A 17,367-nucleotide genomic window follows, 5' to 3' on the forward strand; every position below is an offset into this window, starting at 1 on the left:
GCATTGTAGCACAGCCCTGTGGTCACGCCTATCCGCTAGCGCTCCGCCTGCAGGAAGGCAATCGCCAGGGAGATATCGCGGGTACGGGGCGTCGGCGGCAGGCTGTTGAGGAACACTTCTCCATACGGCCGCATCACCAGGCGGTTATCGCAGATCACCAACACGCCACGGTCGTCGGTATCGCGGATCAAGCGCCCAACTCCCTGTTTCAGAGTGATGACCGCATCCGGCAATTGCACATCGTTAAAAGGATCGCCACCGCGCAGTCGACAATCTTCAATCCTCGCTTTCAACAAGGGATCGTCGGGCGAGGTAAACGGCAGCTTGTCGATAATCACGCACGACAAAGCATCGCCGCGCACGTCGACCCCTTCCCAGAAACTGCTGGTCGCCACCAACAGCGCATTACCGGACTCAACAAATTGCGCCAACAGTTGGCCCTTACTGGTTTCCCCCTGCAACAGCACCGGCAAGGTCATGGTTGCACGGAACTCTTCCGCCAGTTCACGCATCATCTGGTGCGAGGTACAGAGGAAGAAACAGCGGCCGTTATTGGCCTCAATCAACGGCCGCAGCATACGCGCCAATTGCCGTGCCCCACCCGGCTGGTTCGGTGATGGCAAAAAGCGCGGCACGCACAGCAATGCCTGTTTCGCATAGTCGAACGGGCTGGCCAACAGCAGGGTTTTGGCCTTATTCAGGCCCAGACGATCGGTAAAATGCCCCATTTGCTCATTAACCGATAACGTTGCCGAGGTGAAAATCCAACTGCCCGGTTTTTCATCGAGCAGCTCGCGGAAACGATCGGCGACCGTCAATGGCGTCAGCGCCAAAATAAAATGGCGTGAGTTGCACTCGTACCAGTAGCTGAAACCGGGTTCCGTCACCTCTTTCAAACGTTTGAGGCGCGCACGATACAGCGTGGCGCGTTCGAAGGCGGCATCCAGCAAGGCTGAACGACCGAGGGACAGCTTGACTACGTCGTAGCAGAGTTCGAGCGCATCATCGAGCAACAGCAAGGCGCGCTGCACATTAGGTTGGCTTAGTACCTCGCGCAGGTTACCGCGAAAGCCTGGCTCTCCCAGCATTAAGCGGAAATCCTGCGTACTTTGGCTAAGACGGTCGGCACTTTTTTGCAGCTGCGCCGCGTCACGCACTTCGGTACGGTAAGCAATGGAAATGTCTTTGGCCAAGTCCAGCAGTTGGCGGCTGGTTAGCTGTTTGCCAAAGTACTGGCTGGCGATGTCAGGGATCTGATGCGCTTCATCGAAGATCATCACATCGGCCTCGGGGATCAGTTCGGCAAAGCCGCCCTCTTTCACCACCATGTCCGCCAGGAACAGATGGTGGTTCACTACCACCACGTCCGCATCCATGGCACGGCGACGCGCCTTGACCACAAAGCAATCTTTATACAACGGACAGTCGCTGCCCAGGCAGTTATCGTTGGTACTGGTCACCAGCGGCCAGACGAAGCTGTCTTCCGCCACGTCGCTGCAGCTGCTGATGTCACCCTCTTTGGTCATTGATGACCATTTGCGCAGATGGACCAGATCGATCAGCGCCTGTCCGGCCAGTTCGCCACCGGCCATCGACTGCTGCTCCAGACGCTCCAGACACAGGTAGTTGGATCGCCCCTTCAACAGCGCCATCTTGCCTTTGTAGTTCAGCGCCTTGGCAACGGTGGGCAGATCCCGTGCATAAAGCTGGTCCTGCAGCGCTTTTGAACCGGTGGAAATAATCACTTTGCGATCGGCCCGCAGTGCCGGTGCCAGGTAGGCGAAGGTTTTACCGGTGCCGGTGCCCGCTTCAACCACCAACTCCTGCTTGAAGTTAATGGCTTCGGTGACCGCTTCCGCCATCTGCCGCTGTGCTTCACGCGGTTTGAAACCCTTGATTGCCTGCGCCAGGGCGCCGTCTGTTGCGAAATCGTCTGTCACGCTATCTCTCTGCCGGTATTATTCAGCGTTGATTATGCCAATCCTGCCGCGCGGCTACCACCGACTTTAACGTCGAGTATTTCTGCCGATGGCTGTGATACCCTACACGCGACTATGATATGGAGATAACCGAATGAATATTGAAAGAATTGATCCCGCCGATCGCTGGTCTGAAGCCGTGGTTCACAACGACACCGTTTATTACACCAGCGTGCCGGAAAATCTGGATGATGACGCTACCGCACAGACCGCTAACGCCCTGGCGGCGATTGACGTGATCCTGGCCCGTGTGGGTTCCGACAAAAGCCGGGTGCTGGACGCCACCATTTTTCTGGCCGACGGCGCTGACTTTGCCGGGATGAATGCCGCCTGGGATGCCTGGGTGGTTGCCGGTAGTACCCCAGTGCGTTGCACCGTGCAGGCAAAATTGATGAACCCGAAATACAAGGTTGAAATCAAAATCATTGCCGCGCTGTAAAGCAAAAAAACCGCAGACGATAACGCCTGCGGTTTTATTTTGTCGTGTTTGCTGCTGATTAAGCCAGTTTGATGATCACCATCCCCGCCAGTAACAACACCAGACCAATCCAGCCCTTGGCATTTAACCGTTGACCAAACAGGATCCAGCCGGCAGCGATTGTCGCGGCGATACCGAAACCGCCCCACAGCGCATAGGCAACCGAAAGATCAATCCCCTTCACCGCCTGCGCCAGCGCACTGAACGCCCCCAGTACCGACAGCAGAGACAGCAGGCCCAACCAAACTTTACGGAAACCGTCCGACATCTTCAGGAAAATGTTGGCGATAATCTCCAGTACGATTGCCAATCCCAGAAAAGCAATGTGGTACAACTCAAGCTGTTGCATGGTTGTCACCTCGCGGCGTTACCTGTTTTCGTGGTTTGCGGGTGCCGGACTTCACCAGCATGATGCCGACAATCAACGTCACCAGACCTAGTACCTTCAACGCCGAGATCGGTTCGTCAAACCACAGCACGCTAAACAGGGTAATAAACAGGATACCGATACCTTCCCACAGGGCATAAGCGACGCCCAAAGCAACCCGTTTTACCGCCATCGACAGCATTACATACGATGCGGTGATCATTACATACATCACTATATGGCCGGTCATGCCGCCGCTAATGCTGGCGTATTTCATTGACAGGGTACCGATAATTTCGGTCGCTATGGCCAAACCTAAAAAGATCCAATAAATCATGATTTCTCTCCCAAACGGCGAATAAGGCACGCTAAGGCATATTTATCCCGATTTATCTCGTCAGACAGGCGCAAACAGGCGCTGAAGACGCAGAGATCCCTGGGGATAAACTGACCCAAACGTAATAAAAATGTTTGCCCGGCTACGCGAAATGACGAAGGACTGAGCCTGTCACCAGCACCGGTTAAGGGAGAAAGACGCTATAGCTCGCTGCACCAGTGATGCTCACTGGCAAGGATGGCAGACAGGAAAAGCTGGCAAGTAGAGGTTCTGAGGGTAATTCCATTAGTTGTCATCATAAGTATTCTCTATTCTCAGCCGCACATAATCTTGTTACACGGAGTGCGATTTGCCCAATATCCTCATCAAGTAAAATTTTAACTGCAATAGTTGTACCATAGCAATAATCATAAAGCAAACCGCTATTTTCACAAAAACTATAAAAAAATAGTCTATAAATAAGAAAGTTAAGGAATTTAAAAATAAAAAAAAGGTTCAACATTCTGTTGAACCTTGGTTTAGGTTGGTTCGGGCAAGTAATCGCCAAACCCAGGCCCGGCGCGGGTTACGCCGTGGCGCCACTCACTGCGGTACGAGCCAGTTCAGTGATGCGTGCGTAGTCGCCATTTTCCAACGCGTCGGCCGGTACCAACCAGGAACCACCGATACACAATACGCTTTTCAGCGCCAGGTAATCACGGTAGTTGCCTGGTGTGATGCCACCGGTTGGGCAGAAACGTACCTGCGGGAATGGGCCGCCGATCGCCTGTAACGCCTTAACGCCACCGTTGGCTTCAGCCGGGAAGAACTTGAACTCACGCAGACCGTGATCCAGGCCCAGCATCAGTTCTGAAACGGTGCTGATACCCGGAATCAATGGAATGCTGCCTGCGGTAGCGGCTTTCAGCAGCGCCTCCGTCAGGCCCGGACTGATAGCGAATTGCGCACCGGCTTCGGTCACCGCCTGTAACTGCTGCGGGTTAAGCACAGTACCGGCACCGATAATCGCCTCCGGCACCTCTGCCGCGATAGCGCGGATCGCGTCCATCGCGCAGGCAGTGCGCAAAGTGACTTCCAATACGCGCACGCCACCGGCGACCAGCGCCCTGGCCAGCGGCACCGCATGTTCCAGCTTATTAATCACAATCACCGGAACTACCGGACCGGCGGTCAGGATCTGTTCCGCGCTGGTTTTCCAGTTTTTCATCGTTACTTCTCCATTACTTACGGGTTATCAATGGCACGCCCCTGCCACAGGGGCCCACAGAGTCTCGCGGGCGTCCGGCCGTACCCCAAGTGATGTTGCGCCCCGGTCGTGCAGGCAAAAAAATGCCGGCAGATAAACTGCCGGCCGGGTCGTTATTCGAACTCGTTCCAGGAACGGCCATCGCGGGTAATCATCGCCACCGAGGCTACCGGGCCCCAGGTACCGGACTGATACGGCTTCGGCGCTTCGTTATCCGCTTTCCAGGCGTCCATGATGGAGTCAACCCACTTCCAGGCTTCTTCCACTTCGTCACGGCGCACAAACAGCGCCTGGATACCACGCATGGTCTCCAGCAGCAGGCGCTCGTAGGCGTCTGCCACGTGCTCCTGGTTGAAGGTCTCTGAGAAACTCAGATCCAGCTTGGTGGTTTGCAGGCGGTGTTTGTGATCCAGGCCAGGGACCTTGTTCAATACCTGGATCTCGATGCCTTCATCCGGTTGCAGACGAATGGTCAATTTGTTCTGCGGCAGTTGCTGGTAAGAATCGCTGAACAGGTTCAGCGGTGGGTTCTTGAAGTAGACCACCACTTCAGAGCACTTGGTCGGCAAGCGCTTACCGGTTCGCAGGTAAAACGGCACGCCGGCCCACTGCCAGTTGTCGATATCAACGCGGATAGAGACGAAGGTTTCGGTGTTGCTGCTTTTGTTCGCCCCTTCCTCTTCCAGGTAACCAGGGACCTTTTTGCCCTGCACAAAACCGGCAGTATATTGGCCACGCACCGTGGTTTCGCGCACATTGGTCTGATTGATACGACGCAGTGAGCGCAGCACCTTCACTTTCTCATCGCGAATACGGTCAGTGGTCAGATCCGCCGGAGGTGACATGGCAATCATGGTCAGAATTTGCAACAGGTGGTTCTGGATCATGTCGCGCATCTGGCCGGCCTGGTCAAAGTAACCCCAACGACCTTCAATACCCACCTCTTCCGCTACGGTAATTTGCACCGAGTCGATGGTACGATTGTCCCAGTTGGAGGCAAACAGTGAGTTGGCAAAACGCAGTGCCAGCAGGTTCAACACCGTCTCTTTGCCAAGATAGTGGTCAATACGGTAAACCTGAGACTCGTTGAAATACTCCGCCACCTGATCGTTGATCACGCGCGAAGACGCCAGATCGGTACCTAGTGGTTTTTCCATCACGACGCGTGCCGGCTCGTGGTTCAGCTTGGCCTCACCCAACCCTTTGCAGATCGCGCCGAAAGTGCTGGGCGGCATGGCAAAATAGTTGATGGTGGTGCGATGTTTCTGATCCAGCATTTTGCCCAATTTGGCAAAATTTTTGCTGTCGTTCACATCCAGGTTGCAGAAGTCCAGGCGCGCACTCAGCGTGGCCCAAAGTTCGTCATCGAGTTTTTCTTTCATAAAGGTGCCAAGCGCTTCCTTGACCACCTTGATATAGGCATCTTTATCCCACTCGGCACGGCCGACGCCGATAATACGGGTATCCGGGTGGATATGACCGGCTTTCTCTAACTGGTACAGGGAAGGCAACAGCTTACGACGCGCCAAATCGCCTTTCGCGCCGAAAATAACCAGGTCACACGCCTGGGCTGTAGAGGTTACCGCCATGTTCATCTCCTCGTTGCAGGATATTTGTAATTTTCTTACATTACTAATGTACTCTCTTTAACTACAGCCAGTAAACCCGGATCAAAAGTAGAAAAAAAGCCCCAAAAATTGCAGTGTTAAGCGCTATTGGCAGTAAATGCCGCTGACTGAACTAAAAACTGTAATTTTCTGTCTTTTTTGACGCTCTTTTACCATTATGAAAGTTAGACACAGGTCATGTTCTGATGAAAAAACTCTGCATACCCTCTGTCGACACTGCCAACGGTTACCAGCACGTAGTATATTTTCACTAAACCGGCATTGATTTCTCCTTTGATTGAAATCGACAAAACCCATGAGTGACTCTCGTTATATGAATACGCTGGAAAAAATCCAGAGCCATCTGGAGCTGCTGAGCAAATCTGAACGGAAAGTCGCCGAGGTGATCCTCGCCTCCCCGCAGACCGCCATTCACTCAAGTATCGCGACGCTGGCCAGGATGGCGGACGTTAGCGAGCCCACCGTCAACCGCTTTTGTCGCCGTCTCGATACCAAGGGTTTTCCCGATTTTAAACTGCATCTTGCCCAAAGCCTGGCCAACGGCACCCCGTACGTAAACCGTAACGTGGAGGAAGATGACAGCGTTGCTTCCTATACCGGTAAAATTTTCGAATCCGTCATGGCCAGCCTTGATACAGTAAAGGCAAATTTGGATATTGCAGCAATCAATCGTGCGGTTGACTTGCTTACCCAGGCAAAAAAAATCTCTTTCTTCGGTTTGGGTGCCTCGGCGGCTGTGGCCCACGACGCGATGAACAAATTTTTCCGCTTCAATATTCCGGTGGTCTATTTCGATGACATCGTCATGCAACGCATGGGATGCATGAATTCCAGCGAGGGGGATGTGGTGGTACTCATCTCCCATACCGGTCGCACCAAGAACCTGGTGGAAATGGCGCAACTGGCACGCGAAAACGATGCCACGGTAATAGCCATTACCTCGCGCGATACCCCGCTGGCTCATGAAGCCACGCTGGCATTATTGCTCGATGTTCCGGAAGATACCGACGTTTATATGCCGATGGTATCGCGAATTGCGCAATTAACGCTCATCGACGTGCTGGCCACCGGATTTACCTTGCGTAGAGGGGCCAAATTCAGAGATAACTTGAAGCGGGTCAAGGAAGCGTTGAAAGAATCGCGCTTTGATAAGGGTGTGGTTATCCCCAACAGTTTCGACTCGTAACCTATGTGAAAAAAACTGTCGTTCAAAGTCATCTGGACGGCAGCATTAGAGGCAGTACCCTGTAATACGCTCATGCGGGTAACCCGGGTGAAATATCAGTGTAGTAAAATGACATTTCACTCCTGGTTTCGTTATCCGACGTTATCGCAACACCAATAATTTGCTTCACCAGTCAACGGAGTAATACATGTCCAGACGGCTCAGAAGAACCAAAATTGTTACCACCCTGGGTCCGGCTACAGACCGCGACAATAATCTGGAAAAGATCATTGCCGCCGGCGCTAACGTAGTTCGGCTTAACTTTTCCCACGGCACCGCAGAAGACCACCAGATCCGCGCTGACAAAGTGCGCGAAATTGCTGCCAAGTTGGGACGCCACGTCGCTATTCTGGGTGACCTGCAAGGGCCGAAAATTCGTGTTTCCACCTTTAAGGAAGGCAAAATCTTCCTTAACATCGGTGATAAATTCCTGCTTGATGCCAACATGTCCAAGGGCGAAGGCGATAAAGAAAAAGTCGGTATCGACTATAAAGGCCTGCCTGCCGACGTGGTACCCGGCGACGTGCTGCTGCTCGATGACGGCCGCGTACAGCTGAAAGTGCTCGAAGTTCAGGGCATGAAAGTGTTTACCGAAGTCACCGTTGGCGGCCCACTGTCCAACAACAAAGGCATCAACAAACTGGGTGGCGGCCTGTCCGCTGAAGCCCTGACCGAGAAAGATAAGGCCGATATCGTCACCGCGGCTAAAATCGGCGTCGACTACCTGGCAGTTTCCTTCCCGCGTACCGGCGAAGATTTGAACTACGCACGTCGACTGGCGCGCGATGCCGGCTGCAACGCCAAGATCGTGTCCAAGGTTGAACGTGCCGAAGCCGTTTGCAGCGACGAAGCCATGGATGACATCATCCTGGCCTCCGACGTCGTGATGGTAGCCCGTGGCGACCTGGGCGTCGAAATCGGCGATCCGGAACTGGTCGGCATCCAGAAAAAACTGATCCGCCGTGCCCGTACGCTCAACCGCGCCGTCATTACCGCGACCCAGATGATGGAGTCGATGATCACCAACCCTATGCCTACCCGCGCCGAAGTCATGGACGTGGCAAACGCCGTGCTGGATGGTACCGACGCCGTGATGCTGTCTGCTGAAACCGCGGCAGGCCAGTACCCGGCAGAAACCGTGGCGGCGATGGCGCGTGTTTGTCTGGGTGCAGAGAAAATCCCAAGCATCAACGTCTCCAAACACCGTCTGGACGTGCAGTTCGACAACATTGAAGAAGCCATTGCCATGTCTTCAATGTACGCAGCTAACCATCTGAAAGGGGTTACCGCCCTGATCGCCATGACCGAGTCAGGCCGAACCGCGCTGATGATGTCACGTATCAGTTCCGGTCTGCCGATCTTCGCCATGTCACGCCATGAGCACACGTTGAACCTGACTGCGCTGTACCGCGGCGTTACGCCAGTGTACTTCGACAGCCATAATGATGGCGTTATCGCGGCCAATGACGCAGTTAACCGCCTGCGCGATAAAGGCTTCCTGGTCTCAGGCGATCTGGTGATCGTCACCCAGGGCGACGTGATGGAAACCGTGGGTACCACCAATACCAGCCGTATTCTGCGCGTCGAGTAAAATATACTGCTGCCGGCCGTTAACGCGGTCGGCATTTTTTACGCTCCCCCTTCCCCCTGAGAAACTCATCTCCAGTCGCCGTTACGGCAAATGGAGCGCCACCTATTGCATTTTTAAGCACCATACGAAAAAGGCCAATCACCTGAGATGACTGACCTTTGGCATTAAGCAAATATGACTTTTAGCGATAGAGATCATCGCGCGAATAAGGTTCAATCTCACCTTCTTTACGCGTTTTCAACAGTTTGAGGATCCAGGTGTACTGTTCCGGGTTCGGCCCTACCAGATTCTCCACCTCTTCATTCATCCGACGCGCAATAGTGTGGTCATCGGCGGTGGCCAAATCGTCCATCGGCGGACGAATATAAACATCCAGCATACTGGTTTTACCGTCATACACCGGGAACAAAGGCACAATGGCCGCACGACAGACTTTCATCAGACGGCCCACTGCCGGCAGCGTCGCCTTATAGGTGGCGAAGAAGTCGACGAACTCACTGTGTTCGGCACCGTGATCCTGATCGGGCAGATAATAGCCCCAATAGCCCTGGCGCACTGAGCTGATAAATGGCTTGATGCCGTCATTGCGCGCATGCATCCGTCCACCAAATTTACGGCGCACCGTATTCCACAGGTAGTCGACTAACGGGTTGCTCTGGTTGTGGAACATCGCCGCCATCGGTTGACCGCGAGCCGCCATTAACATCGCCGGAACATCCACCGCCCAGCCATGTGGTACCAGAAAAATCACGTTACGGCCTTCTTCACGGATTTTATCCAACACCTCTTCCCCGTGCCAGCGAACGCGCTTCAACACTTTTTCCGGTTTGGTACAGGCCAGTTCGGCCATCAGGATCATCGACTGCGGCGCGGTGGCAAACATCTCATCAATGATGTGCTCACGCTCGTTTTCCGGCACTTCCGGCAAGCAATACAGCAGGTTGATGCGCGCACGACGTCGGGCGCCTTTAGCCACCTTGCCGGCCAGCTTGCCAACGGCACCCAGCACCGGATCGCGCAAGCGCGCAGGCACTAATGAAATACCGGCCATCAGCCCGGTTCCCAGCCAAACGCCCCAGTAGCGCGGGTGGTAAAAGGCTTTCTGAAATTGCGGGATGAACTCTGAGTTAGATTTTTTTTCGTTTTGCATGCACAAGCTCTTAACTTAGCGGTTCGGCTAATCATAATTGCAAAGATTGATTTTGCAATTAACCACGGCGAAGCGCCAATATAAAACAACATCGGCCCGAAATCAGGCCGATGGTATCACTGGCGCATAGCGCCTGAACAAGGGATTAATCCAACTGCAGCTGCGGGGTGACTTCCTTCACCTGCGCCAGATAATCACTGCGATCTTTACCGGTCAACCCTTCAGAGCGCGGCAGTTTCGCCGTCAACGGGTTCACGGCCTGTTGGTTGGTCCACATTTCAAAGTGCAGATGTGGGCCGGTAGAGCGGCCGGTATTACCGGACAACGCAATACGATCACCACGCTTCACTTTCTGACCTGGCTTAACCAACAGTTTTTTCAGATGCATATAACGCGTGGTGTACTGGCGACCATGACGAATGGCCACATAGTTACCCGCAGCGCCACTGCGTTTGGCGATAAGTACTTCACCGTCACCTACGGCCAGCACCGGGGTGCCAACCGGCATCGCGAAGTCGACGCCTTTATGCGGCGCAATGCGCCCGGTGACCGGGTTAACCCGGCGTGGGTTGAAGTTTGAGGAAATGCGGAATTGCTTCATGGTCGGGAAACGCATAAAGCCTTTCGCCAGACCGGAACCTTGACGATCGTAGAATTTACCGTCTTCGGCACGAATAGCGTAGTAGTCCTTACCGCCGGTGCGCATGCGCACACCCAGCAACTGGCTCTGCGCACTCTTGCCATCAAAGTGTTCGCGGGACATCAATACCGAGAATTGATCGCCCTTGCGCAGTTTGCGGAAATCCAACTGCCACTGCAGCGCCTTGATCACCGCATTGATTTCGGCACGGCTCAGGCCGGCGTTAGCGGCGCTGGTGACAAAGCTGCCGTTGAGTCGGCCGCTGATCACATTATTACGCCATTCACCCTGTTGAGATTCCTGACTTTCTTTGAAGCTGTTGCCCGTACGATCGTAAGTACGGGTCTCGCGGCGGGACACTTCCCAGGTCAAACGCTGCAGATCGCCCGCATCGTTCACTGTCCATGACAGCTGTTGGCCAATTTTCAGATTACGCAGATCGCGGTTCTGCGATGCCAACAGCGTGACGTCCGACATATCGATGCCATATTGGGTCAGGATACTGCCGAGGGTGTCACCCGTGGAAACCACATATTCATGCACTCCATCCTCGCCGGCGACCTTCTGGTCCAGCTCATCCTGTGGGATGTCATCATCGGGGGTGGCTTGGTCAAGATCGATCGGCTCACTGGCTTCTGGCAGCAAGGATCGTAACTGGCTGGATTCTAATTCGATACTCTTAACGATGGGGTTATGTTCTGGGTGATAAACAAAAGGCCGCCAGACGGCAACGGCCAATGTAACCACTGTCAACGACCCCAGCATGACGCGGTGGGGCCGTGGCAGGTTGTTATACGCCAGAGCGATAGTTTTGACTATCTGCTGCACTCGATTTTATCCTCATAATCTTTACTTCAGGCAGCTCACGTACTGGTTTGACAGCTGAGTCAGGAAGTTCCCGTAGCTGTCTTTCCCCAGTGCGATGCCGATGCCCAGCGGATCCAGCGTTCCAGAACGCACTTTGGTCCCCTTGGCAACCGCATTGATTACGGCCGGCCTGAATTGTGGCTCAGCAAAAACGCATACTGCTTTCTGCTCAACCAACTGTGTTCGAATTTGGTGTAAGCGCTGTGCCCCAGGCTGGATTTCGGGATTAACGGTAAAATGGCCCAGCGGGCTCAAACCGAAATGTTTCTCAAAGTAGCCGTAAGCATCATGAAAAACATAATATCCCTTGCCTTGCACAGGCTTAAGCATGTTACCAACATTTTTGTCAGTTTGCGTCAGCAGATTCTCGAACTGGCGCAGGTTTGCGTCTAATTTGTCTTTATTTTGCGGCATAAGTTCCAATAACCTGTCGTGAATCGCGATCGCGGTCACTTTTGCCACTTCCGGGGACAGCCAAACGTGCATATTATATTCGCCGTGATGGTGCCCATCCCCTTCGTCACTTCCAGCATGATTATGCGCATCTGCTGCATGATCATGGTCGTGTTCATGGTCGTGATCGTCGTCTTCACCCTTCATCAGCAGCGGTTTGACCCCACTCAATTCACTGATGGCAACCTGGCGGTTAGCCGATATGGAGATTAAGGGTTTGGCCAGAAAGGCTTCCATATCCGGCCCCACCCATACCACCAGATCGGCGGCACGCAGGCGCTGGATATCGGAAGGCCGCAGCGCGAAATCGTGCGGTGATGCGCCATCCGGCAACAGCACTTCGGTCGGCGTCACGCCATCGGCTATTGCCGCAGCGATAAAACCCACCGGCCGTATAGAAGTCACCACCGCCGCAGACGCGCTGCTCAGCGGCCCGGCCATCATCAATGCGCTAGCCAGCAACGTACGCTGCAGCCATTTATTTTTCTGTGCCATTATCAGTAATCCCGTCGTTTTCATCAGCGAGGCGTGATATTATAACATTCGGTTAGTTCTGCAAAATGTAATCATGAGATGTCCACACTGACAACGCTAAAAAATATCTCCGTCTCCTTTGGTAACCGCAAGGTGCTGTCGAATATTTCGCTCAGCCTGCAGCCGGGCCGTATTCTGACGCTGCTCGGCCCAAATGGCGCGGGCAAATCCACGCTGGTGCGAGTGGTGCTGGGGCTGATTGCGCCCACCGAGGGGACACTGGAACGCGAGCCTGGTCTGCGCATTGGCTATGTGCCGCAAAAATTACACCTCGATGCCACCCTTCCGCTGACCGTCAGCCGCTTTATGCGCCTGAAGCCCGGCGTCAAAAAGGCCGATATTCTGCCGGCGCTTAAGCGTGTGCAGGCGGCCCACCTGCTCGATCAGCCCATGCAAAAACTCTCTGGCGGTGAAAACCAGCGCGTATTGCTGGCTCGGGCGCTGCTGAACAAGCCACAACTGCTGGTGCTGGATGAGCCGACCCAGGGGGTTGATGTTAACGGCCAACTGGCGCTGTACGATCTGATCGACCAACTGCGTAAAGAGTTGGGCTGCGCGGTATTGATGGTGTCCCATGACCTGCACCTGGTGATGGCGAAAACCGACGAAGTGCTGTGCCTCAACCAACACATCTGCTGTTCCGGCGCGCCGGAGGTAGTTTCGATGCATCCTGAATTTATCGCCATGTTCGGCAACCGCGGTGCGGAACAGCTGGCGGTCTATCGCCACCACCATAACCACCGTCACGACCTGCAAGGACGAATTGTGTTGAAGAAAACCGGGGGCCGTGAGGCATGATCGAACTGTTATTACCCGGCTGGCTGGCCGGCGTCCTGTTGGCCTGCGCCGCCGGTCCGCTTGGCTCATTTGTGGTCTGGCGACGGATGTCCTATTTCGGCGATACCCTGGCGCACGCCTCGTTACTTGGCGTGGCTTTCGGTCTGCTGCTGGACATCAATCCCTTCTATGCGGTGATTGCCGTGACGCTGGTGTTGGCTCTGGTGTTGGTGTGGCTGGAGCGTCGCCCGCAGCTTTCCGTTGATACCCTGCTCGGGATTATGGCGCACAGCGCACTCTCACTGGGGCTGGTCGTGGTGGCGCTGATGTCGAACGTGCGGGTCGATCTGATGGCCTACCTGTTTGGCGATCTGCTGTCGGTCACCCTCACCGATATCTGGATGATTGGCATTGGCGTAACCGTCGTGCTGCTGATCCTGTGGTGGCAGTGGCGCAACCTGCTTTCGATGACCGTCAGCCCGGAACTGGCACATGTCGACGGTGTTAATCTGGTGCGTGCGCGCACCGTGTTGATGCTGGTGACGGCCCTGACCATCGGCCTGGCGATGAAATTCGTCGGTGCGCTGATCATCACTTCACTGTTGATTATTCCTGCGGCGACCGCACGCCGCTTCGCTCGCACGCCGGAGCAAATGGCCGGATACGCGGTGCTGGTGGGCATACTTGCCGTAACCGGCGGGCTGACCTTTTCGGCCTTCTACGACACTCCGGCCGGGCCGTCTGTCGTCTTGAGCGCCGCGGTGCTGTTTGTTTTAAGCTTGTCCAAGAAGCAGCAAGCCTGACCCCGGCAGCTACCGATGTCAAAAGGGCCGCAATTGATTCAATTGCGGCCCTTTTTAATGCACAGCGTTCTCTTACTCTTCGCGCACCATGCCAAAGTGCTTATAGGCATGATTGGTCGCCATGCGCCCACGCGGTGTGCGCTGGATAAAACCCTGCTGGATCAGGAAGGGTTCGATAACGTCTTCGATAGTTTCCCGCTCCTCGCCAATCGCCGCCGCCAGGTTATCCAGGCCCACTGGCCCGCCGGTGAACTTGTCGATAATCGCCAGCAACAGCTTACGGTCCATATAGTCGAAACCTTCGGCGTCGACGTTCAACATATCCAGCGCCTGCATCGCCACTTCGCCATTGATGACGCCATTGGCGCGAACTTCGGCAAAGTCACGCACCCGGCGCAGTAAACGGTTGGCAATACGCGGTGTGCCGCGCGCACGACGAGCTACCTGATGGGCGCCCTCTTCCGACAGATCCAGCCCCAGGCAATTAGCGCTGCGTGAAACGATATGTTGCAAATCGGCGACCTGATAAAACTCCAGGCGCTGCACAATACCGAAGCGGTCACGCAATGGCGACGTCAGTGAACCGGCACGGGTGGTTGCACCCACCAGCGTGAACGGCGGCAAATCGAGTTTGATCGAGCGAGCGGCCGGGCCTTCGCCGATCATGATATCCAGTTGGTAATCTTCCATCGCCGGATACAGCACTTCTTCTACTACCGGAGAGAGGCGGTGGATTTCATCGATGAACAGCACGTCGTGTGGCTCGAGGTTGGTCAGCATCGCCGCCAGATCGCCCGCCTTCTCCAATACCGGCCCGGAAGTGGTACGCAGGTTAACGCCCATTTCATTGGCAACGATGTTGGCCAGAGTGGTTTTACCCAGCCCCGGCGGACCGAAAATCAGCAGGTGGTCCAGCGCGTCGCCACGCTGCTTGGCCGCCTGAATAAAGATTTCCATCTGCTCGCGGACATGTGGCTGACCGACGTACTCCGTCAGCAGCTTCGGCCGGATGGCGCGATCAAGAATTTCTTCTTCATTGATCGGTTCGGCAGAAATCAGGCGATCGGCTTCAATCATTCTCTATCCCTTATCGGCGCTTACAGCGCGGCGCGCAACGCGTCGCGGATCAGGGTTTCGCAATCGGCGCCAGGCTTGGCGATTTTGCTGACCATACGGCTGGCTTCCTGTGGTTTGTATCCCAATGCCACCAGTGCAGATGCTGCCTCGGCTTCCGCGTCCAACTCGGCGGCTTGCGCTGCGGTTGGCAGCGTGATTTCACTGCTATTATTGAACAGATCGCCATTAAGCCCTTTGAAGCGGTCTTTCATTTCCACCACCAGGCGCTCAGCGGTTTTTTTGCCTACGCCCGGCAATTTCACCAATGAAGTGATCTCTTCACGCTCTACCGCGCTGACGAACTGTTGCGCGGACATGCCGGACAAAATAGCCAGCGCCAGCTTTGGCCCTACGCCGTTGACTTTGATCAACTCGCGGAACAGCGCACGCTCTTGCTTATCATTAAAGCCGTACAGCAGCTGTGCATCTTCGCGCACCACGAATTGGGTAAACACGATAGCCTCTTGCCCCAGTTCCGGCAGCTCATAAAAGCAGGTCATCGGCATATGCACTTCATAGCCCACACCGTTTGCCTCCAGTAACACCAGCGGCGGCTGCTTTTCCAGAATATAACCTCTGAGACGACCTATCATTTACCCTCCTGCAGAATTCATGAGCATGACCTGCTGTCATGCCGTGCTGGTAAAGCTTATAACATAAAAAAGGCTGGATGAATATCCAGCCTAAGTTTAATAACAAAGTGGCCTTCAAGCCCGAGATACCCGGGCCTAGCGCACCGAGGGGCGCTCCGGCGGACAAGCCGCTACGACCCCTTCGGCACGCTCTCCCTAATAACAAACTTTATCTGGAGCCTGTTATATCACCGATCAAGCGCTACTTTAAACGCCCACGCGCCAGGTTCAAGCGCCCTTCACTCATCCGCAACACGTTCTGGCTGAGATGGCAGTGGGTGATGGCGATGGCCAGCGCATCGGCGGCATCAGCCTGAGGGTTGGCCGACAGTTTCAGCAAGGAGCGCACCATATGCTGCACCTGCGCTTTTTCTGCCGCACCGGTACCGACCACCGTTTGTTTCACCTGGCGTGCCGCATACTCAAACACTTCCAAATCCTGGTTCACGGCGGCGACAATGGCCACACCGCGCGCCTGCCCGAGTTTGAGCGCCGAATCCGGGTTTTTCGCCATAAACACCTGTTCGATGGCAAAAAAGTCCGGTTTAAACTGGGTGATTATTTCGCTGACGCCCGCATAAATCAGCTTCAAACGCGTCGGCATGTCATCCACCACGGTACGGATACAGCCGCTGGCCACATAGGTCAACTGGCGTCCCTGCTGGCGAATAAGGCCGTAACCGGTGACGCGCGATCCGGGATCGATACCGAGAATGATCGTCATCCCTACACCCACCTTGCGTTAAGCATTAACTTCGCCAGGCGCTGCCACCAGGCAGCGCCGTACTTCAAGCCGATTACAGCGTCGCTGCTACTTCGTCGGAGATCTCACCGTTGTGGTAAACCTCCTGCACGTCGTCACAGTCTTCCAGCATGTCGATCAGGCGCAACAGCTTAGGCGCGGTTTCCTCATCCATATCGGCCTTGGTCGATGGGATCATGGAAACTTCCGCCGAGTCGGCGGTGAAACCGGCTGCGGTCAGAGCGTCTTTCACTTCGCCGAGGTTTTCCCAGGCGGTGAATACGTCGATCACGCCGTCGTCGTAGCTGACGATATCTTCAGCACCGGCTTCCAGCGCCGCTTCCATCACCACGTCTTCATCCAGGCCCGGTGCGTAAGTGATTACGCCCTTCTTGGTAAACAGGTAAGCCACGGAGCCATCAGTACCCAGGTTACCGCCACATTTGGTGAAGGCATGACGCACTTCGGCCACGGTACGGTTACGGTTATCACTCAGGCATTCGATCATGACGGCAGTACCGCCCGGGCCGTAGCCTTCATAAATGATGGTTTCCATGTTGGAATCATCATCACCGCCCACACCACGCGCGATGGCACGGTTCAGGGTGTCGCGCGTCATGTTGTTGGACAGCGCCTTGTCGATCGCCGCACGCAGACGCGGGTTAGCCCCCGGATCGCCACCGCCCAGTTTCGCGGCGGTCACCAGCTCACGAATAATTTTGGTGAAAATTTTACCGCGCTTGGAATCCTGCGCTGCCTTGCGGTGCTTGGTGTTGGCCCACTTACTATGACCTGCCATAAA

The 17,367-nt window shown here is 54.9% G+C and carries 17 protein-coding genes; 5 read left to right on the forward strand and 12 right to left on the reverse strand.

Annotated elements, in window-relative coordinates; all coding sequences use genetic code 11:
* Window positions 1-35: 35 nt before the first annotated feature.
* Window positions 36-1,940: an ATP-dependent DNA helicase gene (locus ACNT1W_RS16090; protein ID WP_419245841.1), complete on the reverse strand. Its 1,905-nt coding sequence runs from the start codon at window positions 1,938-1,940 to the stop codon at window positions 36-38.
* Window positions 1,941-2,073: 133 nt separating this feature from the next.
* Between ACNT1W_RS16090 and ACNT1W_RS16095 the strand changes: the two genes are divergently transcribed.
* On the forward strand, window positions 2,074-2,418 hold the full coding sequence (locus ACNT1W_RS16095; RefSeq protein WP_419245842.1) for a RidA family protein: 345 nt from the start codon (window positions 2,074-2,076) through the stop codon (window positions 2,416-2,418).
* 58 nt (window positions 2,419-2,476) lie between these two features.
* Here the strand turns inward: ACNT1W_RS16095 and mdtI are convergent, their stop codons facing one another.
* The 4 genes from mdtI to zwf form a co-directional block, all read right to left on the reverse strand.
* On the reverse strand, window positions 2,477-2,806 hold the full coding sequence (gene mdtI, locus ACNT1W_RS16100; RefSeq protein ID WP_012145489.1) for a multidrug/spermidine efflux SMR transporter subunit MdtI: 330 nt from the start codon (window positions 2,804-2,806) through the stop codon (window positions 2,477-2,479).
* Complete coding sequence (mdtJ, locus tag ACNT1W_RS16105) at window positions 2,793-3,161, reverse strand: multidrug/spermidine efflux SMR transporter subunit MdtJ (RefSeq protein ID WP_012145490.1); 369 nt, start codon at window positions 3,159-3,161, stop codon at window positions 2,793-2,795. The genes mdtI and mdtJ overlap by 14 nt, the downstream gene beginning before the upstream one ends.
* A gap of 565 nt (window positions 3,162-3,726) precedes the next feature.
* Entirely contained in the window at window positions 3,727-4,368 is a 642-nt protein-coding gene (locus tag ACNT1W_RS16110) for a bifunctional 4-hydroxy-2-oxoglutarate aldolase/2-dehydro-3-deoxy-phosphogluconate aldolase (protein ID WP_012145491.1), read from the reverse strand.
* A gap of 152 nt (window positions 4,369-4,520) precedes the next feature.
* Entirely contained in the window at window positions 4,521-5,996 is a 1,476-nt protein-coding gene (zwf, locus tag ACNT1W_RS16115; protein WP_012145492.1) for a glucose-6-phosphate dehydrogenase, read from the reverse strand.
* A 352-nt stretch (window positions 5,997-6,348) separates the two neighbouring features.
* Here zwf and ACNT1W_RS16120 point away from each other — a divergent pair, with 352 nt between their 5' ends.
* The gene (locus ACNT1W_RS16120; protein WP_012145493.1) at window positions 6,349-7,221 is read left to right on the forward strand and encodes a MurR/RpiR family transcriptional regulator; all 873 of its coding nucleotides are present in this window, start codon (window positions 6,349-6,351) and stop codon (window positions 7,219-7,221) included.
* A gap of 187 nt (window positions 7,222-7,408) precedes the next feature.
* Window positions 7,409-8,851, forward strand: coding sequence for a pyruvate kinase (gene pyk / locus ACNT1W_RS16125; protein WP_012145494.1), 1,443 nt, complete (start codon window positions 7,409-7,411; stop codon window positions 8,849-8,851).
* A 181-nt stretch (window positions 8,852-9,032) separates the two neighbouring features.
* Here pyk and lpxM read toward each other — a convergent pair whose 3' ends face one another.
* From lpxM to znuA, 3 genes are all read right to left on the reverse strand, one after another.
* Window positions 9,033-10,001: a lauroyl-Kdo(2)-lipid IV(A) myristoyltransferase gene (gene lpxM / locus ACNT1W_RS16130; RefSeq protein WP_012145495.1), complete on the reverse strand. Its 969-nt coding sequence runs from the start codon at window positions 9,999-10,001 to the stop codon at window positions 9,033-9,035.
* A gap of 145 nt (window positions 10,002-10,146) precedes the next feature.
* Window positions 10,147-11,469, reverse strand: coding sequence for a murein DD-endopeptidase MepM (mepM, locus tag ACNT1W_RS16135; protein ID WP_012145496.1), 1,323 nt, complete (start codon window positions 11,467-11,469; stop codon window positions 10,147-10,149).
* A gap of 21 nt (window positions 11,470-11,490) precedes the next feature.
* Window positions 11,491-12,456 (reverse strand): zinc ABC transporter substrate-binding protein ZnuA, encoded by a 966-nt coding sequence (gene znuA / locus ACNT1W_RS16140; protein ID WP_419245843.1) that lies wholly within the window; start codon window positions 12,454-12,456, stop codon window positions 11,491-11,493.
* Between the two features lie 78 nt (window positions 12,457-12,534).
* Here znuA and znuC point away from each other — a divergent pair, with 78 nt between their 5' ends.
* Window positions 12,535-13,293: a zinc ABC transporter ATP-binding protein ZnuC gene (gene znuC, locus ACNT1W_RS16145; RefSeq protein WP_012145498.1), complete on the forward strand. Its 759-nt coding sequence runs from the start codon at window positions 12,535-12,537 to the stop codon at window positions 13,291-13,293.
* Window positions 13,290-14,075, forward strand: a complete 786-nt coding sequence (gene znuB / locus ACNT1W_RS16150; RefSeq protein ID WP_012145499.1) for a zinc ABC transporter permease subunit ZnuB — start codon at window positions 13,290-13,292, stop codon at window positions 14,073-14,075. Before znuC ends, znuB begins: the two co-directional genes overlap by 4 nt.
* 72 nt (window positions 14,076-14,147) lie before the next feature.
* Here the strand turns inward: znuB and ruvB are convergent, their stop codons facing one another.
* The 4 genes from ruvB to ACNT1W_RS16170 form a co-directional block, all read right to left on the reverse strand.
* A complete protein-coding gene (gene ruvB / locus ACNT1W_RS16155) occupies window positions 14,148-15,152 on the reverse strand; it encodes a Holliday junction branch migration DNA helicase RuvB (protein ID WP_012145500.1) in 1,005 nt (334 codons plus the stop codon).
* A gap of 20 nt (window positions 15,153-15,172) precedes the next feature.
* Window positions 15,173-15,784 carry a Holliday junction branch migration protein RuvA gene (gene ruvA / locus ACNT1W_RS16160; protein ID WP_012145501.1) on the reverse strand — a complete coding sequence of 204 codons (612 nt, stop codon included), beginning with the start codon at window positions 15,782-15,784 and terminating at the stop codon, window positions 15,173-15,175.
* A 241-nt stretch (window positions 15,785-16,025) separates the two neighbouring features.
* Entirely contained in the window at window positions 16,026-16,547 is a 522-nt protein-coding gene (gene ruvC, locus ACNT1W_RS16165) for a crossover junction endodeoxyribonuclease RuvC (RefSeq protein WP_012145502.1), read from the reverse strand.
* 73 nt (window positions 16,548-16,620) lie between these two features.
* Entirely contained in the window at window positions 16,621-17,364 is a 744-nt protein-coding gene (locus ACNT1W_RS16170; protein ID WP_012145503.1) for a YebC/PmpR family DNA-binding transcriptional regulator, read from the reverse strand.
* Between the last annotated feature and the right edge of the window lie 3 nt (window positions 17,365-17,367).

The sequence above is a fragment of the Serratia sp. NFX21 genome, assembly GCF_048517035.1.
Taxonomy (GTDB): domain Bacteria; phylum Pseudomonadota; class Gammaproteobacteria; order Enterobacterales; family Enterobacteriaceae; genus Serratia; species Serratia quinivorans.